The sequence below is a fragment of the Ramlibacter sp. GCM10027632 genome (assembly GCF_042675325.1).
Lineage (GTDB): Bacteria > Pseudomonadota > Gammaproteobacteria > Burkholderiales > Burkholderiaceae_C > Ramlibacter.
In genome coordinates, this window is record NZ_JBHTGW010000005.1 from 149352 (window position 1) to 167996 (window position 18645).

An 18645-nucleotide genomic window follows, 5' to 3' on the forward strand; every position below is an offset into this window, starting at 1 on the left:
CCCGTGACCGCATCCCCCACCTTCCCGCCCGCGCCGGCCGACGGCGAGCCCCTGGACGCCCTGGCCGCGCTCGCCCGGACCCAGGCCGCCAAGGTCATGAAGAAGGTGCCCCTGCTCGGCACGGTGAGCTGGCTGATGCTGGCCGCGCCGACCACGCGCCACGCGCTCCTGAGCGACCTGGAGTGGCGCGTCATGCCGCCGCTGATGCTGAACCAGGCCAAGGTCTACCTGCGTGACGAAACCCCGGTGGCCTTCGTGTCGTGGGCCCGCCTGTCGCCCGAGGTGGCGCGGCGTTTCCGCTGCCTGCCGCACCGCCTCACGCCGGCGGACTGGCGCTCGGGCGAGGAGGTCTGGGTGGTGGACCTGCTGGCGCCTTTCGGCGGCGCGCGGGAGGTGATGAAGGACCTGCGCGAGAACGTGCTGCCCGGGCAGGTGGTGCGCCAGCTGGCGCTGGCGGGCGAGCCCGAGGCCGAGGTCTACACCTGGCCTGCGGGTTGAGGTTCAGGCCAGCGCAGGGGCGGGCCGCCGGGCGGGGTCAGGCCACGCCGGCGGCGTGGGCCTGCTGGTCGGCGTGATAGCTCGAACGCACCATGGCGCCCACTGCCGCGTGGGTGAAGCCCATCTTGTAGGCCTCTTCCTCGAACATCTTGAAAGTGTCCGGGTGCACGTAGCGGCGCACCGGCAGGTGCGAGGTGGTCGGCGCCAGGTACTGGCCGATGGTGAGCATGTCGATGTCGTGCGCGCGCATGTCGCGCATGACCTGCAGGATCTCTTCGTCCGTCTCACCCAGGCCGACCATCAGGCCGCTCTTGGTCGGCACGTTAGGGTGCAGCGCCTTGAACTTCTTGAGCAGGTTCAGGCTGAAGGCGTAGTCCGAGCCCGGGCGCGCTTCCTTGTACAGGCGCGGGATGGTCTCGAGGTTGTGGTTCATCACGTCCGGCGGCGCGGCCTTCAGGATCTCCAGCGCACGGTCGTCACGGCCGCGGAAGTCGGGCACCAGGATCTCGATGGTGGTCTCGGGCGAGAGCTCGCGGGTGCGCCGGATGCAGTCCACGAAGTGCTGGCTGCCGCCGTCGCGCAGGTCGTCACGGTCGACGCTGGTGATCACCACGTACTTCAGCTTCAGCTTGGCGATGGTGTTGGCCAGGTTCTCCGGCTCGTTCGGGTCCAGCGGGTCGGGGCGGCCATGGCCCACGTCGCAGAACGGGCAGCGGCGGGTGCACTTGTCGCCCATGATCATGAAGGTCGCCGTGCCCTTGCCGAAGCACTCGCCGATGTTGGGGCAGGAGGCTTCCTCGCACACCGTGTTCAGCTTGTTCTCGCGCAGGATCTGCTTGATCTCGTAGAACCGGGTCGTGGGCGATCCGGCCTTGACGCGGATCCACTCCGGCTTCTTCAGCACTTCGGCCTGTTCGACCTTGACCGGGATGCGCGAGAGCTTGGCCGCGGCCTTCTGCTTGGCGGAGGCGTTGTAGTTCTCGGTGCTTTGCGCTTCGCGCACGACGGGGTTGGAGCTCATGGTGGGTTCTCAGGGGGCGAGCAGCGCGCCGAGCTTCTGGCCCAGCACGGCAGCCGCCTCGTTCCAGGTGGTGTCGACACCGATTGTAGAAAGGTCGACCGTCCGCAGGCCCGCATAACCGCACGGGTTGATGCGGTTGAACGGCTCCAGGTCCATGGCCACGTTCAGCGCCACGCCGTGGTAGGTGCAGTGCCGGCTGACCTTGATGCCCAGGGCGGCGATCTTGCCCAGGCCGCGGAACGGGTCGCCTGCCGGCTGCGGGCCGGCCGGCCGGTGGTGGGAGAACGGGTCGGACAGGCTCACGTAGATGCCCGGGGCCCCCGCCACGCGCAGGCCGGTCACGCCGAAATGCGCCAGGGTGCGGATCACCGCCTCCTCGATCCGGTAGACGTACTCCTTGACGAAGTAGCCCGCGCGCTGCAGGTCGATGAGGGGGTAGGCCACCACCTGGCCGGGGCCGTGGTAGGTCACCTGGCCGCCCCGGTTGGTCTGCACCACCGGGATGTCGCCGGCCGCCAGCACGTGGCCGGCCTGGCCGGCCAGGCCCTGGGTGAACACCGGCGGGTGCTCGCAGATCCACAGCTGGTCGGGCGTCGCGGCGTCGCGCGCCGCGGTGAAGGCCTGCATGGCCTCGTACGTGGCCAGGTAGTCCACCCGCCCCCGGGCTTGCACCTGCAGGGTCATGCGGCCTCCGCGCAGGGCTCGGCGCTCAGAGCACCACCTTGACCATGGGGTGCGTGGATAGCGTGCGATACAGCTCGTCGAGCTGCTCGCGGCTGGTGGCCGTGATGGTGATGGTGATGCCCAGGTAGTTGCCGCCCTTGCTGTCACGCAGTTCGATGCCGGTCTCGTCGAAGCCGGGATCGAACTGCAGGGCGATGTTGGCGATGGCCGCGACGAAGCCTTCCACCTTGGCGCCCATCACCTTGATGGGGAAGCGGCAGGGGTACTCGATCAGCGAGTCGGCGCGGGAGGCGGGAGAAGTCATGGCCGGGATTGTCGCGCCTTGCGGCCGGCGTGGCGGGTGCGCCAGCGCCATGCCACCACGGCCCGCCAGGCCAACTGGATGCCCAGGTAGGCCAGCAAGGCGCCGGTGGTGGCGAACAGGCCCATGCCCACCAGCACCGGCTTGCCCAGCGCTTGCAGCCATTCGAGCAGGCCGGTGCCGGCGCCGGGCATCACCAGGGGTGGCGCCTCGACGAACCAGGCGCCGGCCTGGTAGGCCGCCCACAGCCAGAAGCCCAGGGTCAGGGGATTGGTGACCAGGGTGGCGGCAATCGCCAGGGGGATGTTGGCGTGCCACCAGACGCAGTGGGCCACCGCCAGCGGGATCTGGGCCACCGGCATCACGAAGGCCCAGAACAGGCCGATGGCCACGCCCCGCGCCACCGCCTCGTGCTGCAGGTGCCACAGGCGCGGCGCCAGCAGCTGGCCGGCGACCGGACGCAGCCAGGGGTGGGCCGCGATCTCGCTGCGGGCGGGAATGCTGCGGTGCAGGGAATGGCGCATGCGCCAGACCAGGCTGCGTTCGCGATCGCGGTCAGGGTGGGGCATGGTCCGGAAAGTATTCAGCGTGCGAGGCGCCAGTGTCCCTCGATGACTGCAAAACACTTAGGTTCCCACAACTTAAACGGACCTGACGCGAAACGCTAGCCGAGACCCCGTGGTTTCTACCTATAATCAGAGGCTTTGTGAATTTCAGGGGCTCAAGTGCGCGGCAGCCAAACCAACAAGATTGCGCCCGCGCTTCCTGAAGATTTGCAGGATTCTCCGATCGAGGAGGCGCCCGTCACGCCCTTGACCGCCGAGCAGGCGAACGAGTTGCGTGGCCGGATTTCCCAGGTGTCACCCTGGGCTGTCGTGGGTGCTCAGGTGGGGGTGGGCTTGCTGGCGGCCTTGGCTGCCGGTGCCTGGTTCGGGAACGCGGCCATCGGCTGGTCCCTGGGCTACGGAGCCCTCGCTGTCGCGGTGCCTGCAGGCGTGTTCGCCCGGGCGCTTCGGCGCGGGGCTGGCGCCATGATCCTGTTGTGGGAGTGGGTCAAGCTCGGATTGACGGTCGCCTTGCTGCTGGCCGCGCCGAGACTGGTGCCCGGGTTGAACTGGCTGGCGCTGCTGGCCGGTGTGGCCCTGGCAACGAAGATGTACTGGGTGGCGCTCGTCATTGCGCGCCGCCCGCGACGAAACGGAAATTGAAACGATGTCTGCCGAACAGCACGGACCGACGGCTGGTGAATACATCCAGCACCACCTGCAGCACCTGCAGAAGAACTTCTCCTTCGAGAGTGTCAAGCAGACTTCCATCGTCGACTTCAGCGTTTTCAACCTGGATTCGGTGTTCTTCTCCGTGGTGCTGGGCATCGTGGGCTGCCTGATCCTGTGGATGGCTGCTCGCCGCGCCACCTCCGGCGTGCCGGGCCGCTTCCAGGCTGCCGTCGAGATCCTGGCCGAGATGGTCGAGACCCAGGCCAAGGGCGTGATCCACAACGAGAAGAGCCGCAAGCTCGTCTCCCCGCTGGCGCTGACCGTGTTCGTCTGGATCTTCCTGATGAACTTCATGGACATGCTGCCGGTCGACCTGCTGCCCGCCGCCTGGCACACCGCCGGCCCGGCCCTGGGCTTCAAGGATTACCTGCGCGTCGTGCCCTCGGCCGACCTGTCCACCACCCTGGGCCTGTCGACCAGCGTCCTGCTGGTGTGCTTCTTCTACAACATCAAGATCAAGGGCCTCGGCGGCTGGGGCCACGAGCTCATTTCCGCGCCCTTCGGCGCCCACCCCGCGCTGTGGCCGTTCAACCTCGCCATGCAGATCATCGAGTTCGTCGCCAAGACGGTCTCGCACGGCATGCGACTGTTCGGCAACATGTTCGCCGGCGAACTCGTGTTCATGCTGATCGCCCTCATGGGCGGCGGCTTCGCGATGACCGGCACCGGCATCGGCCTGGCCATCGGCCATGTGCTCGCCGGCACCGTGTGGACCCTGTTCCACATCCTGGTGATCACGCTGCAGGCCTTCATCTTCATGATGCTGACCCTGATCTACGTGGGCCAGGCACACGACGCGCACTGATCTCGCAACCCTTTTCTCTCCCTTTCTCTTTCCACTTTTCTAACTAGGAGCAATCTCATGGAAAACATCCTCGGTCTCGTCGCCCTCGCTTGCGGCATCATCGTCGGCCTGGGCGCTATCGGCGCTTCGATCGGCATCGCGCTGATGGGCGGCAAGTACCTCGAGTCCTCTGCTCGCCAGCCCGAGCTGATGAACGAGCTGCAGACCAAGATGTTCATTCTGGCCGGCCTGATCGACGCCGCCTTCCTGATCGGCGTGGCCATTGCCCTGCTGTTCGCCTTCGCCAACCCCTTCGTCCTGAAGTAATTGGCGGCTAGCGCCGTCACGACGGAAAGGACCGTTCCGTGAACATCAACGCGACTCTGTTCCTGCAAGCGATCGTCTTCGCGATCCTTGTGTGGTTCACGATGCGCTTCATCTGGCCGCCCATCACGGCGGCCCTCGATGAGCGCGCCCGCAAGATCGCCGAGGGTCTGGCCGCCGCTGACAAAGCCAAGGCCGACCTCGCCGCCGCCGACCGCCGCGTCGAGTCCGAGCTGGCCACTGCCCGCAACGAAGTCGCTGCCCTGCGCGCTGACGCCGAGCGTCGTGCCCAGGCCATCGTCGACGAAGCCAAAGGCCGTGCCACCGAAGAAGGCAACAAGATCATTGCCGCCGCCAAGGCCGAAGCCGACCAGCAGGCCGTCAAGGCCCGCGAAGCCCTGCGCGAGCAAGTGGCTGCGCTGGCTGTCAAGGGCGCCGAGCAGATCCTGCGCCGCGAAGTCAACGCCGGCGTGCACGCTGACCTGCTCGACCGCCTGAAGACCGAGCTGTAAGAAGGACTGTCCATGGCTGAACTCGCCACCATCGCCCGTCCCTATGCCGAGGCGCTGTTCAAGGCCGCCTCCGCGGACCTGAACGGCACGGCCCAGTGGCTGGATGCGCTGGCCGCCGTGGCCGGCAACGCCCAGCTGCTGGACTTCGCGGCTAACCCCAAGGTCACCGACCAGCAGGTCTTCGACGTGATCACGGGCGTGGCCAAGGTCCAACTGCCGGCGTCCGGCCAGAACTTCCTGCGCACCGTCATCGAGAACGGCCGCCTCGCGGCCCTTCCCGAGATCGCCACGCAGTTCAAGGCCCTCAAGAATGCCCAGGGCGGATCGTCCGATGCCGTGGTGTACAGCGCCTTCGCGATCGACGCGGCCAAGCTGGCTGAAGTCGGCGCCGCGCTCGAGAAGCGGTTCGGCCGCAAGCTCAACCTCTCGGTGCAGGAAGACCCGTCCCTCATCGGCGGCATCCGCGTGGTGGTCGGTGACGAGGTGCTCGACACCTCCGTCAAGGCCCGCCTCGAACAGATGAAAGCCGCGCTGACGGCCTGATTGGCCCCCGCCGCCCGCAACACACAAGACGTATAGGAAAGAGTCATGCAACTCAATCCCGCTGAAATTTCCGAACTGATCAAGAGCCGGATCGAGGGCCTGGCCGCCAGCGCCGACATCCGCAACCAGGGCACCGTGGTCTCGGTGGCCGACGGCATCACCCGCATCCACGGCCTGTCCGACGTGATGGCCGGTGAAATGCTGGAATTCCCCGCCAACGCCAAGGGTGAGCCCACCTTCGGCCTGGCCCTGAACCTCGAGCGCGACTCCGTCGGCGCCGTGATTCTGGGCGAGTACGAGCACATCTCCGAAGGCGACACCGTCAAGTGCACGGGCCGCATCCTGGAAGTGCCCGTCGGCCCCGAGCTGATCGGCCGCGTGGTGAACGCCCTGGGCCAGCCCATCGACGGCAAGGGCCCGATCAACGCCAAGATGACGGACGTGATCGAGAAGGTCGCTCCCGGCGTGATCGCCCGTAAGTCCGTGGACCAGCCCGTGCAGACCGGCCTGAAGTCCATCGACTCCATGGTGCCGATCGGCCGTGGCCAGCGCGAGCTGATCATCGGCGACCGCCAGACCGGCAAGACCGCCGTGGCGATCGACGCGATCATCAACCAGAAGGGTCAAAACATGACCTGCATCTACGTCGCGATCGGCCAGAAGGCTTCGTCTATCAAGAACGTGGTGCGCTCCCTGGAGCAGGCTGGTGCGATGGACTACACCATCGTCGTGGCCGCGTCGGCTTCCGAGTCCGCCGCCATGCAGTACGTGTCGGCCTACTCCGGCTGCACGATGGGCGAGTACTTCCGCGACCGCGGCCAGGACGCCCTGATCATTTACGACGACCTGTCCAAGCAGGCCGTGGCCTACCGCCAGGTCTCGCTGCTGCTGCGCCGTCCCCCGGGCCGCGAAGCCTACCCCGGCGACGTGTTCTACCTCCACTCCCGCCTGCTCGAGCGCGCTGCCCGCGTGAACGCCGACTACGTGGAAGCCTTCACCAAGGGTGAAGTCAAGGGCAAGACCGGTTCGCTGACCGCCCTGCCGATCATCGAGACGCAAGCCGGCGACGTGTCCGCCTTCGTTCCGACCAACGTGATCTCGATCACCGACGGCCAGATCTTCCTGGAAACCAGCCTGTTCAACGCCGGTATCCGCCCCGCCATCAACGCCGGTATCTCGGTGTCGCGCGTCGGTGGTGCTGCCCAGACCAAGCTGATCAAGTCGCTGTCCGGCGGTATCCGTACCGACCTGGCCCAGTACCGTGAACTGGCTGCCTTCGCGCAGTTCGCTTCCGACCTGGACGAAGCCACCCGCAAGCAGCTGGACCGCGGTGCCCGCGTGACCGAACTGCTCAAGCAGGCCCAGTACCAGCCGCTGCCCATCTCCCTGATGGCTGCTTCGCTGTTCGCGGTGAACAAGGGTTACTTCGACGACCTGGACGTGAAGAAGGTCCTGGCTTTCGAATCCGGCCTGCATTCCTTCCTGAAGGACAAGCACGCTGCCCTGCTGGCCAAGCTCGAGAACGACAAGGCCATGGACAAGGACGCCGAAGCCGAACTGACCGCTGCCATCCAAGCGTTCAAGAAGACCTTCGCCTAAAGCCAGGGGACCGACATGGCTGCAGGAAAAGAGATTCGCGGCAAGATCAAATCGGTGGAGAACACCAAGAAGATCACCAAGGCCATGGAAATGGTCGCCGCCTCCAAGATGCGCAAGGCGCAGGACCGCATGCGTGCGGCCCGGCCTTACGCCGACAAGGTGCGCAACGTCGCGGCCAACCTGGGCAAGGCCAACCCCGAGTACACCCACGCCTTCATGGAGGTGAATGACCAGGCCAAGACGGCCGGCTTCATCGTCGTGACGACGGACAAGGGCCTGTGCGGCGGCATGAACACCAACGTGCTGCGCGCGGTGACCAACAAGCTGCGCGACCTCCAGGCCGCCGGCGTGGACTCGCAGGCCGTGGCCATTGGCAACAAGGGCCTGGGCTTCCTCAACCGCATCGGCGCCAAGGTGTCGGCTCACGTGACCCAGCTGGGTGACACGCCGCACCTCGACAAGCTGATCGGCCCGGTGAAGGTCCTGCTGGACCAGTACGCCGAAGGCAAGCTCAACGCCGTCTACCTCTGCTACACCAAGTTCATCAACACGATGAAGCAGGAAGCCGTGGTGGAACAGCTGCTGCCCCTCGACGGCAGCAAGCTGCAGGCCGACGAAGGCCAGCACGCGTGGGACTACATCTACGAGCCTGATGCCAAGACCGTGATCGACGAGCTGCTGATCCGCTACGTCGAAGCTCTGGTCTACCAGGCTGTCGCCGAGAACATGGCGTCCGAGCAATCGGCGCGCATGGTGGCGATGAAGGCCGCGACCGACAACGCCGGCAATGTGATTGCCGAGCTCAAGCTGGTCTACAACAAGACGCGTCAAGCGGCGATCACGAAGGAACTTTCGGAGATCGTGGCCGGCGCGGCCGCAGTTTAAAAATCGATTGGAGCAAAGAATGGCTCAAGTTCAAGGCAAGATCGTTCAATGTATCGGCGCCGTGGTCGACGTGGAGTTCCCGCGTGACCAGATGCCCAAGGTGTACGACGCCCTCAAGATGGACGGCTCGGCCCTGACCCTGGAAGTCCAGCAGCAGCTGGGCGACGGCATCGTGCGTACGATTGCCCTGGGTTCGTCCGACGGCCTGCGCCGCGGCAACATGGTCTACAACACCAACGCCCCCATCACGGTCCCGGTCGGCAAGGCCACCCTGGGCCGCATCATGGACGTGCTGGGCAACCCCATCGACGAGCGTGGTCCCGTCGACGGCAGCCTGTCGGCTTCCATCCACCGCAAGGCCCCGGCCTACGACGAGCTGTCTCCCTCGCAGGAGCTGCTGGAAACCGGCATCAAGGTGATCGACCTGGTGTGCCCGTTCGCCAAGGGCGGCAAGGTGGGTCTGTTCGGCGGCGCCGGCGTGGGCAAGACCGTGAACATGATGGAGCTCATCAACAACATCGCCAAGGCTCACTCGGGTCTGTCGGTGTTCGCGGGTGTGGGCGAGCGTACCCGCGAGGGCAACGACTTCTATCACGAGATGGCCGATTCCGGCGTCGTGAAGCTGGACAACCTGGCCGAATCCAAAGTGGCCATGGTCTACGGCCAGATGAACGAGCCCCCGGGCAACCGTCTGCGCGTGGCCCTGACCGGCCTGACCATCGCCGAGTCGTTCCGCGACGAAGGCCGTGACGTGCTGTTCTTCGTGGACAACATCTACCGCTACACCCTGGCCGGTACCGAAGTGTCCGCTCTGCTGGGCCGTATGCCTTCCGCCGTGGGCTACCAGCCGACGCTGGCCGAGGAAATGGGCCGCCTGCAGGAGCGCATCACCTCCACCAAGGTCGGCTCGATCACCTCGATCCAGGCCGTGTACGTGCCCGCGGACGACCTGACCGACCCGTCGCCTGCCACCACCTTCGCCCACCTGGACTCCACCGTGGTGCTGTCGCGTGACATCGCCGCCCTGGGTATCTACCCCGCCGTGGATCCCCTGGACTCCACCAGCCGCCAGCTGGACCCGCTTGTCGTCGGTGACGAGCACTACTCCGTGGCCCGCGCCGTGCAGGGCACGCTGCAGCGCTACAAGGAACTGCGCGACATCATCGCGATTCTGGGCATGGACGAACTGGCTCCCGAGGACAAGCTGGCCGTGGCCCGCGCCCGCAAGATCCAGCGTTTCCTGTCGCAGCCGTTCCACGTGGCCGAAGTGTTCACCGGCTCGCCCGGCAAGTACGTGCCGCTGAAGGAAACCATCCGCGGCTTCAAGATGATCACCGCCGGCGAGTGCGACCACCTGCCCGAGCAGGCCTTCTACATGGTCGGCACCATCGACGAAGCCTTCGAGAAGGCCAAGAAGCTGGCGGCCTAAGCCATGGTCGATAGCACCCACACCATCCACGTCGACGTGGTTTCGGCCGAGGAGTCCATCTTCTCGGGCGAGGCCCGCTTCGTCGCGCTGCCCGGCGAGGCCGGCGAGCTGGGTATCTACCCCCGCCACACCCCGCTGATCACGCGCATCCGTCCTGGTTCGGTGCGCATCGAGATGGCTGACGGCAACGAGGAATTCGTCTTCGTCGCCGGTGGCATCCTCGAGGTGCAACCCAACGCCGTCACCGTCCTGTCCGATACCGCCATCCGCGGCAAGGACCTCGACGAAGAAAAGGCCAATGAGGCGCGCCGCGCCGCCGAAGAGGCGGTGAAGAACGCCAAGAGCGACATCGACCTGGCCAAGGCCCAGTCCGAACTGGCCGTCATGGCGGCCCAGCTCGCCGCACTGCGCAAGTTCCGCCAGAAGCGTTAAGCACAAGAAGCGCTAAAAACCGCGCACTCGGCCCCGCTCGAAAGAGCGGGGCTTTTTTGTTTGCGGGCCGCCGCATCGCGCGGCGCGGGCCTCAGTCGCCCAGCGTGGGGTGGTCGGGCAGCTCGTTGCCGGCCGCTGCAACTCCGGCCTGCGGAAAGTGCTGCACCAGCAGCGCCGAGACCTCCTCCAGGGCCTGGGTGAGGCCGTCCTCGAAGCGTCCCTCGCGGAAGGCCCGCGACATCCCGCCGACGATGGCCTGCCACTGCGCGGGCGGCACCTGGCGCGCCAGCCCCCGGTCGGCGACGATCTCGATCGCGTGCTCGGCGAGCAGCAGATAGATCAGGACGCCGTTGTTCTGCTCCGTGTCCCACACCCGCAGCTTGCCGAACAGCGTGACCGCGCGTTCGCGCGGCGTGGCGTCGCGCCACAGGTAGCTCCAGGGCAGGCCGGCCTCGGCGTGGATGCGGATCTCGCCGCCGTGGCGCCGCTCGCTGGCGGCAACGCGCGCCGCCAGCCGCCCGAGCAGGTCGGCCGGCAGGGCGCGGCGCAGGTCCGCTTCGTCGAGCCAGCGATGGCGCAGGATGCGCCGCAGCTTCTTCCACATCACCAGTCTCCCGAGGCGCCGCCGCCCCCGAAATCGCCGCCGCCGCCGCTGCTGAAGCCGCCGCCGCTCCCGCCGCTCCAGCCGCCTCCGGCCCCGCCACTCCAGCCGCCGCCCAGGGGCGGGCTCCAGCCGCCGCGGTGCCCGCCGCGCCGCATGAAGGGCGCGACCCCGGCCAGCGACAGCACGCCGCCGACCAGCGCCGCGACCAGGGCGATGCCCAGGCTGGTCGTGACCAGCCAGGCGATGGCGCCGGCCCCGCCACCCGCCAGCAGCGAGCCGAGCTTGCGCCCGAACAGGCCGCGCAGCACGGCGGCGATCACCGGGACGGCGACGAACAGGAAGACCGCCAGGTCCTCCAGGTTGAAGCCCGCCTCGCGCCCGCCGCCGCGGGCCGGCTCGGGCAGGGCCTCGCCGCGCACCAGCGCCCCGATGCGGTCGGCGGCGGCCTGCAGACCGCCGCCGTAGTCGCCGCGGCGGAAGGCGGGGGTGATGGCCTCGTCGATGATGACCTTGGCGGCGAGGTCGGGGATGGCGCCCTCCAGGGTCTTGGCCACCTCGATGCGCACGCGGCGGTCGTCCCGCGCGACCACCAGCAGCAGGCCGTCGCCGACGCCCTGGCGGCCGACCTTCCAGGTGTTGCCGACGCGGTTGGCATAGGCCGCGATGTCCTCGGGCGCAGTGGTGGCCACCAGCAGGAACACCACCTGTGCGCCTTTCTCGCGTTCCAGCGCCGCCAGGGTGGCCTCGATGCGCTCGCGGACCGGGGCCTCCAGCAGGCCCGCGGTGTCGACCACGCGGGCGGTGAGCGGCGGTACCGGCAGCAGCGCCTGGCCGTGCGCCGCGACGCCCGGCAGCCACAGGGCGAGCGCCAGCAGCGCCAGCCGCAGCCAGGTCATGCCCGCGCCTACTTCTTGTCTGCGCCGAAGTCGACCTTCGGGGGCGTGGCCAGCTGGGCCTCGTTCTGCACGGCGAAGTTGGGCTTGGGCTGGTAGCCGAAGACCATGGCGGTGAGGTTGCTCGGGAAGCTGCGCGCCAGCACGTTGTACTCCTGCACCGCCTGGATGTAGCGGTTGCGGGCCACGGTGATGCGGTTCTCGGTTCCCTCGAGCTGCACCCGCAGGTCGCGGAACCCCTGGTTGGCCTTGAGGTCCGGGTAGCGTTCGCTGACCACCATCAGCCGGCTCAGCGCCGAGGACAGCTCGCCCTGCGCCTGCTGGAACTGCTGGAAGGCCTGCGGATTGTTCAGGGTCTCGGGCGTGACCTGGATCGAGGTGGCCTTGGCGCGGGCCTCGATCACCCGGCCCAGCGTCTCCTGCTCGAAGTTCGCCTCGCCCTTGACCGTGGCCACCAGGTTCGGCACCAGGTCGGCGCGGCGCTGGTACTGGTTCAGGACCTCGCTCCAGGAGGACTGGGTCTGTTCGTCCAGCCGCTGGAAGTCGTTGTAGCCGCAACCCGTGAGCGACAGCGCCAGGGCGAGGAGGGCGAGCCAGCGAAGCATCATGCGGAACTCCCGGAAGTGGTTGGCCGGCACGTTAGCACAGGCCTTCGCGTGCGGCGAGGGGGCGCGCTCCTGCACAATCCGGGGTGCGATGCGCAAGAACCCACTCCTGGCCGCCGCCCTCGGCGGCAGCGCCGACGACGTCGAAGCCGCGTTCTACGACGCGCTGCGCGAGGCCGACATCGAGAAGCTGATGGCCTGCTGGGCCGACGAGGACGAGATCGCCTGCGTCCACCCTGGCGGCCCGCGCGTGGTCGGCGCCACCGCGATCCGCGCCACCTTCGAGGCGATGTTCGCCAATGGCGGCATCCGCGCCTGGCCCGAGCGCCTGCGCAAGGTGGAGGCGCTGGGCAGCGCGGTGCACCACCTGATCGAGCGGGTCGAGGTGCCCTCGCCCCAGGGCCCGCGCAAGGCCTGGGTCATCGCGACCAACGTCTACCAGAAGACCGCGCAGGGCTGGCGACTGGTGGCCCACCATGCCAGCCCCGGCACTCCCAGCGAGATCCAGGAGGTTGCCGACACGCCGCCGGTGCTGCATTGAGCGGGCGCGGCTTTCCGTACCGCGCGCCGGCCTGGTTGCCGGGCGGCAACCTGCAGACGATCTGGCCCGCGCTCTACGCGCGCCGCGGGGCCGGCGGCCCGCTCGCCTGGCGCCGCGAGCGCTGGACCACCCCGGATGGCGACTTCGTCGACGCCGACTGGCTCGACGCCCCCGCCCCGCCGGGCGCGCCGCTGCTGGTCCTGTTCCACGGCCTGGAGGGATCCTCCCGCAGCCACTACGCCGAGGCCTTCGCCGACGTGGCCCGCGAGCGCGGCCTGCGCTACGTGGTGCCGCATTTCCGCGGCTGCAGCGGTGAGCTCAATCACGCCCCGCGCGCCTACCACTCGGGCGACTGGCAGGAGATCGACTGGATCCTCGCGCGCCTGCGCGAGCGCCACGCCGGCCGCCTGCTGGCGGTGGGCATTTCCCTGGGCGGCAATGCGCTGATGCGATGGGCCGCCGAGGCCGGCGAGGCCGCGGCGGGCACCGTCGATGCGGTCGCTTCGGTGTGCTCGCCGCTGGACCTCGCGGCGGGCGGGCGCGCCATCGGGCGCGGCTTCAACCGGCTGGTCTACACCACGATGTTCCTGCGCTCGATGAAGCCCAAGGCGCTGGCCAAGCTGGCCCAGTACCCGGGCCTGTTCGACCGCGAGGCGCTGCTGGCCGCGCGCGACCTGTATGCCTTCGACAACCTGTTCACCGCACCCCTGCACGGCTTCCGCGACACCGACGACTACTACGCCCGCGCCTCGGCCCGGCCGCACCTGCACCGCATCCGCCTGCCGGCGCTGGCGCTGAATGCGCGCAACGACCCGTTCGTGCCGGAGGCCAGCCTGCCCGAGCCCGGCACGGTCGGGCCGTGCGTGACGCTCTGGCAGCCGGCGCAGGGCGGGCATGTGGGCTTCCCGCGCGGCCGGCCGCCGGCGGACGTGCGCTGGATGCCGGAGGCGGTGACGGCGTGGCTGCTGGCGCAGGCGTGACGGCCTGGCACCTGGGACCTGGGACCGTAGGCCGAGAGCCGAGAGCCGAGAGCCGAGAGCCGAGAGCCGAGAGCGCGGCCAGCCTCAGGGCGCCGGCCGCACCGCGTTGGCTGGCGGCCAGGCCACGTCCTCGGCCCTGCGGGGCTGGCCGATCGGCCGGCTCGCCTGGCCCTTGCGCACCGCGGCGAGGTCCTCCTCGCTGGGGTACTGCCCGAGCAGCCAGTAGTCGAACACCCGGCGTGTGATCGGCGCGGCCGACATCGCGCCAAAGCCGGCGTTCTCGACGATGGCCGCCAGCGCGATCTTCGGGTTGTCGGCCGGGGCGAAGGCGATGTACAGCGCGTGGTCGCGCTGGTGCTCCTCGAGCCGGGCGGCGTCGTACCGCTGCTTCTGGCCGATGGTCACTGCCTGCGCGGTGCCGGTCTTGCCGCCCGAGACATAGGGCGCGCCCGCGAACACCTGGGTGCCGGTGCCACCCTGCACCACGCCCACCATGGCGTTGCGGACCACCGCCATGTTCTCCGGCTTGTAGCCCAGGTTCACCGGCGGCTCGGGCGGCACGGGCACGGTGGTCCGGGTCAGCGGGTCCTGCGTGCCGATCACCAGCCGCGGCTTGTGGCGAACGCCGTCGTTCGCCAGCGTGGCGGTGGCCTGCGCCAGCTGCAGCATGGTGAAGCTGTTGTAGCCCTGGCCGATGCCCAGTGAGATCGTCTCGCCGCCAAACCACTTCTTCTGCTCGGGGCGCTTGTAGTAGTTGCGCTTCCACTCCTGGCTGGGGAGCACGCCGCGCACCTCGCCCTGGATGTCGATGCCGGTGACCTGGCCGAAGCCCAGGGGCTTCATGAAGTCGTGCATGGCGTCCACGCCCAGGTCGTTGGCCAGCGAGTAGAAGTAGACGTTGGATGACAGCGCGATCGCCTTGTGCAGGTCCACCGGCCCCAGGCCATGGTCGCCGTGGCTGCGGAACACGTGGCCGCCGTAGGACCAGGAGCCGTTGTCCTGGATGACCTGGCCGGCCGTGCGCTTGCCCAGCTCCAGCGCCGCCAGGCCCATGAAGGGCTTGTAGGTGGAGCCGGGCGGGTAGGTGCCGCGCAGGGCGCGATTGAGCAGCGGCTTGTCGATCGACTCGTTGAGCGACTGCCAGCTCTCCTGGTCGATGCCGTCGACGAACAGGTTGGGGTCGAAGGTGGGCTTGGAGACGAAGGCCAGTACCTCGCCGGTCTTGGGGTCCAGCGCCACCAGCGCGCCGCGGCGCTCGCCATACATCTGCTCGATCAGGTGCTGCAGCTTGATGTCGATGGACAGCATCACCGTCTGGCCCGGGGTGGCGGGGTGGCTGTCCAGCTTGCGCACGGCGCGGCCGCCGGCCGAGGTCTCCACCTGCTCGACGCCGGTGATGCCATGCAGCTGCCGCTCCAGGCTCTGCTCCACGCCCAGCTTGCCGATGTATTCGGTGCCGCGGTAGTTGGCCTGCTCCTCCTCGGGCCAGTCCTCCATCTGCGCCTTCTCGCTCTGGTTGATGCGGCCGATGTAGCCGATCACGTGGCTGGCGAGCTCGCCCCAGGGGTAGCTGCGGAACAGGCGGGCGCGGATGTCCACGCCGGGGAAGCGGAAGCGCTGCGCGGTGAAGCGGGCGACATCCTCGTCGGTGAGCTTGGTGCGGATCGGGATCGACTCGAAGCTCTTGGACTCCTCGCGCAGCTTCTTGAAGCGGCGGCGGTCGCGCGGGGTGATCTCCACCACCTCGGCGAGCCGGTCGATCACCTCCTCCAGCGGCGCCGACAGGCGCGAGGGGGTGATCTCCAGCGTGTAGGCCGAGTAGTTGGAGGCCAGCACGATGCCGTTGCGGTCCAGGATGAGGCCGCGGTTGGGGACGATGGGCACGATGGCCGTGCGGTTCGCCTCGGCCTGCTCGTCCAGGTCCTCGTGGCGTACGACCTGCAGCCACACCAGGCGCATCGCCAGCAGCGAGAAGCACACCAGCACGACCACGGTGGCCGCGAAGACGCGCGCGCGAAAGCGCGACAGGTCGGCTTCGACATTGCGCAGCGCGGTCATGGCGTCTGGCCCCTACAGGGGACGATTCTCGTCCGGGTCGGGCGCGCGGCGTTGCGGCGCGAGCAAGACCACGCTGGCGACCGGCCACAGCGCTGACTCGAGCACCGGCGCGAACAGGGCCGGCCAGCCGGGCAGGCCGTCGCCCGCGATTCCGCGGACCGCCAGCTCGATGGCATGGGCCGCCGCGAACAGCGGGAACACCTGCAGGGCCTGCGAGGGCACGGTGAACCACAGCAGGCGGCGGTGGATGGTGATGGCGAAGTAGGTGAGCGCGGTGTAGGCCAGCGCGTGCTGTCCCAGCAGCCCGGTCTGGTGCACGTCCATCGCCAGGCCGAAGGCGAAGGCGGTGGCGATGCCCACGCGCAGCGGCTGGTGCACGCTCCAGAAGACCAGCACCAGGGCCAGCAGGTCGGGCATCCAGCCGGAGCGGCCCAGGGGCAGCATGTTGACCAGCAGCCCGGCGAGCAGGCTGCCCCAGATGAACCAGGGGTTGGCCGGCAGCAGCAGCGGCTGCCCGGGACGCATGATCATTTGCGCGCTCCCTTGCCGCGCGGCCCGGCCGGCGCCTCGTCGGCGGGCGGGCGCGGCGGCTGCCGGCCGCCCACGGGCTGCAGCACCATCACGTGCCGGCCGGCGGAGACGCCGCCCTGCGGCGTGGTGTAGATGCGGGCGAAGGCCGAGTCGGCGCGGCGCTCGACGCGGTCCACCTTGGCCACCGGCAGGCCGGGCGGGTAGACGCCGTCCACGCCGCTGGTGGTGAGCAGGTCGCCGGCCTGCACGTCGGCATTGGCCGCCATGAAGCGCAGCTCCAGCGCGCCCGGGTGGCTGCCCCCGGCATCGCCGTAGGCCACGCTGCGCGCGCCGGTGCGGACGTTCAGCACCGGGATGGCCTGGTCCCGGTCGGTCACCAGGCTGACCTCGCTGACCAGCGGGTGCACGCGGATCACCTGGCCGATCACGCCGGCCTCGTCGATCACCGGGGAGCCGGGCGTGACGCCGTGGGCCAGGCCCTTGTCGATCACGACCTTGCGGGTGTAGGGGTCGGCCGCCTCGTAGAGGATCTCGGCGGCCTGGGCCGGCGTGGCGACCCGCTCGCGCAGCGCCATGAGCTGGCGCAGCCGGGCGTTCTCCTGCAGCAGCAGCTCGACCTGGTTGGCGCGCAGGGCCTGCGTGGCCAGCTGCGCCCGGGCGCGGGCCTCGGACGCCTGGGCACTGCTCAGGGATTCGAAGTAGCGGCCGGCCCACTGGGCCGCCTGCACGGGCTGCATCGCCAGCCACTGCACCGGGTACAGCACCACGGCCACCGCCGAGCGCAGCGGCGCGGTGATCTTGAAGCGCGTGTCCGCCACCATCAGGAAGACGGCCAGCGCGCTGCACACCATGAGTTTGGACAGGGCCGAGGGGCCCTGCTTGAAGAAGGGGGGCGGGGACCTGTCCAGCGTACCGAGCGGCATCGCTGTCCTTCGGGGCGAGCCTTACTCGCTGGTGAAGATGGAACCCAGGCGCTCCATGCGCTCCAGCGCGATGCCGCAGCCGCGCACCACGCAGGTCAGCGGGTCCTCGGCCACCAGCACCGGCAGGCCGGTTTCCTCGGCCAGCAGGCGGTCCAGGTCACGCAGCAGCGCGCCGCCGCCGGTGAGCATCATCCCGCGCTCGGCGATGTCGGCGCCCAGCTCGGGCGGGGTGCTCTCCAGCGCATTCTTCACGGCGGAGACGATGTTGTTCAGCGGGTCGGTCAGCGCCTCCAGGATCTCGTTGGACGAGATGGTGAAGGAACGCGGCACGCCCTCGGACAGGTTGCGGCCCTTGACCTCGATCTCCTTGACCTCGGAGCCGGGGAAGGCCGAGCCGATGCTCTTCTTGATCAGTTCCGCGGTGGGCTCGCCGATCAGCATGCCGTAGTTGCGGCGGATGTAGCTGATGATGGCTTCGTCGAACTTGTCGCCGCCCACGCGCACGCTGCCCTTGTAGACCATGCCGCCCAGGGAGATGACGCCGACCTCGGTGGTGCCGCCGCCGATGTCGACGACCATGGAGCCGGAGGCCTCGGAGACCGGCAGGCCGGCGCCGATGGCGGCAGCCATGGGTTCCTCGATCAGGTAGACGTCGGAGGCGCCAGCGCCGAGGGCGGACTCGCGGATGGCGCGGCGCTCGACCTGGGTGGAGCCGCAGGGCACGCAGATGATGATCCGCGGGCTGGGCTTGAGCACCGAGCGCGGGTGGACCATCTTGATGAACTGCTTGAGCATCTGCTCGGTGACGGTGAAGTCGGCGATCACGCCGTCCTTCATCGGGCGGATCGCCTCGATGTTGCCGGGCACCTTGCCCAGCATGGCCTTGGCCTCGTGGCCCACGGCCTGGATCGTCTTCTTGCCCTGCGGGCCGCCTTCATGACGGATCGCCACGACCGAGGGCTCGTCCAGCACGATGCCCTTGTCCCGAACGTAGATGAGGGTGTTGGCCGTTCCCAGGTCGATGGCCAGGTCGGTGGAAAGGTAGCGTCGGAAGGCTCCGAACATCAGGGTGTCCTCGTGAACTTGCGAAAGCGGCCGCATGTCGCGGCCGTTGCATGGGGGCTCCAGCGGCCCGGCCCGCGCAGTGGCCTCAGCCGGGGAAACCCGAAGGCGGGATAATACCCGATCCCCTTTGAATCCCCCGGCCTGCACAGGGGCCGG

Annotated in this window: 23 protein-coding genes; 12 read left to right on the forward strand and 11 right to left on the reverse strand. The window is 68.7% G+C overall.

What is annotated here, in order from left to right; all coding sequences use genetic code 11:
- Nucleotides 1-3 precede the first annotated feature (3 nt).
- Nucleotides 4-498: a toxin-activating lysine-acyltransferase gene (locus ACFQZY_RS09645; protein ID WP_377415412.1), complete on the forward strand. Its 495-nt coding sequence runs from the start codon at nucleotides 4-6 to the stop codon at nucleotides 496-498.
- Nucleotides 499-535: 37 nt separating this feature from the next.
- Here ACFQZY_RS09645 and lipA read toward each other — a convergent pair whose 3' ends face one another.
- The 4 genes from lipA to ACFQZY_RS09665 are packed head-to-tail and all read right to left on the reverse strand — an operon-like array spanning nucleotide 536 to nucleotide 3073.
- Nucleotides 536-1519 carry a lipoyl synthase gene (gene lipA, locus ACFQZY_RS09650; RefSeq protein WP_377415413.1) on the reverse strand — a complete coding sequence of 328 codons (984 nt, stop codon included), beginning with the start codon at nucleotides 1517-1519 and terminating at the stop codon, nucleotides 536-538.
- Between the two features lie 9 nt (nucleotides 1520-1528).
- The gene (gene lipB / locus ACFQZY_RS09655) at nucleotides 1529-2203 is read right to left on the reverse strand and encodes a lipoyl(octanoyl) transferase LipB (protein ID WP_377415414.1); all 675 of its coding nucleotides are present in this window, start codon (nucleotides 2201-2203) and stop codon (nucleotides 1529-1531) included.
- A gap of 25 nt (nucleotides 2204-2228) precedes the next feature.
- Nucleotides 2229-2507 carry a YbeD family protein gene (locus ACFQZY_RS09660; protein ID WP_377415415.1) on the reverse strand — a complete coding sequence of 93 codons (279 nt, stop codon included), beginning with the start codon at nucleotides 2505-2507 and terminating at the stop codon, nucleotides 2229-2231.
- Nucleotides 2504-3073, reverse strand: coding sequence for a DUF2062 domain-containing protein (locus ACFQZY_RS09665; RefSeq protein WP_377415416.1), 570 nt, complete (start codon nucleotides 3071-3073; stop codon nucleotides 2504-2506). Before ACFQZY_RS09665 ends, ACFQZY_RS09660 begins: the two co-directional genes overlap by 4 nt.
- A gap of 156 nt (nucleotides 3074-3229) precedes the next feature.
- Here ACFQZY_RS09665 and ACFQZY_RS09670 point away from each other — a divergent pair, with 156 nt between their 5' ends.
- From ACFQZY_RS09670 to ACFQZY_RS09710, 9 genes are read left to right on the forward strand one after another with little or no spacing between them, the layout of a single operon-like run.
- Nucleotides 3230-3712 (forward strand): ATP synthase subunit I, encoded by a 483-nt coding sequence (locus tag ACFQZY_RS09670; RefSeq protein ID WP_377415417.1) that lies wholly within the window; start codon nucleotides 3230-3232, stop codon nucleotides 3710-3712.
- Nucleotides 3713-3716: 4 nt separating this feature from the next.
- Complete coding sequence (gene atpB / locus ACFQZY_RS09675; RefSeq protein WP_377415418.1) at nucleotides 3717-4586, forward strand: F0F1 ATP synthase subunit A; 870 nt, start codon at nucleotides 3717-3719, stop codon at nucleotides 4584-4586.
- 57 nt (nucleotides 4587-4643) lie between these two features.
- Complete coding sequence (gene atpE, locus ACFQZY_RS09680) at nucleotides 4644-4892, forward strand: F0F1 ATP synthase subunit C (protein ID WP_377415419.1); 249 nt, start codon at nucleotides 4644-4646, stop codon at nucleotides 4890-4892.
- A 38-nt stretch (nucleotides 4893-4930) separates the two neighbouring features.
- Nucleotides 4931-5401 (forward strand): F0F1 ATP synthase subunit B, encoded by a 471-nt coding sequence (locus ACFQZY_RS09685; RefSeq protein ID WP_377415420.1) that lies wholly within the window; start codon nucleotides 4931-4933, stop codon nucleotides 5399-5401.
- Nucleotides 5402-5413: 12 nt separating this feature from the next.
- Nucleotides 5414-5944 carry a F0F1 ATP synthase subunit delta gene (locus ACFQZY_RS09690; protein ID WP_377415421.1) on the forward strand — a complete coding sequence of 177 codons (531 nt, stop codon included), beginning with the start codon at nucleotides 5414-5416 and terminating at the stop codon, nucleotides 5942-5944.
- A gap of 45 nt (nucleotides 5945-5989) precedes the next feature.
- Nucleotides 5990-7543, forward strand: coding sequence for a F0F1 ATP synthase subunit alpha (gene atpA / locus ACFQZY_RS09695; RefSeq protein WP_377415422.1), 1554 nt, complete (start codon nucleotides 5990-5992; stop codon nucleotides 7541-7543).
- Nucleotides 7544-7558: 15 nt separating this feature from the next.
- Nucleotides 7559-8428 carry a F0F1 ATP synthase subunit gamma gene (gene atpG, locus ACFQZY_RS09700; protein WP_377415423.1) on the forward strand — a complete coding sequence of 290 codons (870 nt, stop codon included), beginning with the start codon at nucleotides 7559-7561 and terminating at the stop codon, nucleotides 8426-8428.
- A 19-nt stretch (nucleotides 8429-8447) separates the two neighbouring features.
- Nucleotides 8448-9857, forward strand: a complete 1410-nt coding sequence (atpD, locus tag ACFQZY_RS09705) for a F0F1 ATP synthase subunit beta (RefSeq protein ID WP_377415424.1) — start codon at nucleotides 8448-8450, stop codon at nucleotides 9855-9857.
- 3 nt (nucleotides 9858-9860) lie between these two features.
- The gene (locus ACFQZY_RS09710) at nucleotides 9861-10289 is read left to right on the forward strand and encodes a F0F1 ATP synthase subunit epsilon (RefSeq protein WP_377415425.1); all 429 of its coding nucleotides are present in this window, start codon (nucleotides 9861-9863) and stop codon (nucleotides 10287-10289) included.
- A 91-nt stretch (nucleotides 10290-10380) separates the two neighbouring features.
- Here the strand turns inward: ACFQZY_RS09710 and ACFQZY_RS09715 are convergent, their stop codons facing one another.
- From ACFQZY_RS09715 to ACFQZY_RS09725, 3 genes are read right to left on the reverse strand one after another with little or no spacing between them, the layout of a single operon-like run.
- On the reverse strand, nucleotides 10381-10893 hold the full coding sequence (locus ACFQZY_RS09715; RefSeq protein WP_377415426.1) for a TPM domain-containing protein: 513 nt from the start codon (nucleotides 10891-10893) through the stop codon (nucleotides 10381-10383).
- Nucleotides 10893-11789, reverse strand: a complete 897-nt coding sequence (locus ACFQZY_RS09720) for a TPM domain-containing protein (protein ID WP_377415427.1) — start codon at nucleotides 11787-11789, stop codon at nucleotides 10893-10895. Before ACFQZY_RS09720 ends, ACFQZY_RS09715 begins: the two co-directional genes overlap by 1 nt.
- 8 nt (nucleotides 11790-11797) lie before the next feature.
- The gene (locus ACFQZY_RS09725; protein ID WP_377415555.1) at nucleotides 11798-12394 is read right to left on the reverse strand and encodes a LemA family protein; all 597 of its coding nucleotides are present in this window, start codon (nucleotides 12392-12394) and stop codon (nucleotides 11798-11800) included.
- 88 nt (nucleotides 12395-12482) lie between these two features.
- On the opposite strand from ACFQZY_RS09725, the gene ACFQZY_RS09730 reads away from it, so the two are divergent.
- Entirely contained in the window at nucleotides 12483-12932 is a 450-nt protein-coding gene (locus ACFQZY_RS09730; RefSeq protein ID WP_377415428.1) for a YybH family protein, read from the forward strand.
- The gene (locus tag ACFQZY_RS09735) at nucleotides 12929-13912 is read left to right on the forward strand and encodes a YheT family hydrolase (RefSeq protein ID WP_377415429.1); all 984 of its coding nucleotides are present in this window, start codon (nucleotides 12929-12931) and stop codon (nucleotides 13910-13912) included. Before ACFQZY_RS09730 ends, ACFQZY_RS09735 begins: the two co-directional genes overlap by 4 nt.
- An 84-nt stretch (nucleotides 13913-13996) precedes the next feature.
- On the opposite strand, the gene mrdA is transcribed toward ACFQZY_RS09735, so the two are convergent.
- From mrdA to ACFQZY_RS09755, 4 genes are read right to left on the reverse strand one after another with little or no spacing between them, the layout of a single operon-like run.
- Nucleotides 13997-15970 carry a penicillin-binding protein 2 gene (gene mrdA / locus ACFQZY_RS09740; RefSeq protein ID WP_377415430.1) on the reverse strand — a complete coding sequence of 658 codons (1974 nt, stop codon included), beginning with the start codon at nucleotides 15968-15970 and terminating at the stop codon, nucleotides 13997-13999.
- Between the two features lie 12 nt (nucleotides 15971-15982).
- Nucleotides 15983-16501, reverse strand: coding sequence for a rod shape-determining protein MreD (gene mreD, locus ACFQZY_RS09745; protein WP_377415431.1), 519 nt, complete (start codon nucleotides 16499-16501; stop codon nucleotides 15983-15985).
- The gene (gene mreC, locus ACFQZY_RS09750) at nucleotides 16498-17424 is read right to left on the reverse strand and encodes a rod shape-determining protein MreC (protein ID WP_377415432.1); all 927 of its coding nucleotides are present in this window, start codon (nucleotides 17422-17424) and stop codon (nucleotides 16498-16500) included. The genes mreD and mreC overlap by 4 nt, the downstream gene beginning before the upstream one ends.
- A 21-nt stretch (nucleotides 17425-17445) precedes the next feature.
- A complete protein-coding gene (locus tag ACFQZY_RS09755; protein WP_377415433.1) occupies nucleotides 17446-18489 on the reverse strand; it encodes a rod shape-determining protein in 1044 nt (347 codons plus the stop codon).
- Nucleotides 18490-18645: the final 156 nt, after the last annotated feature.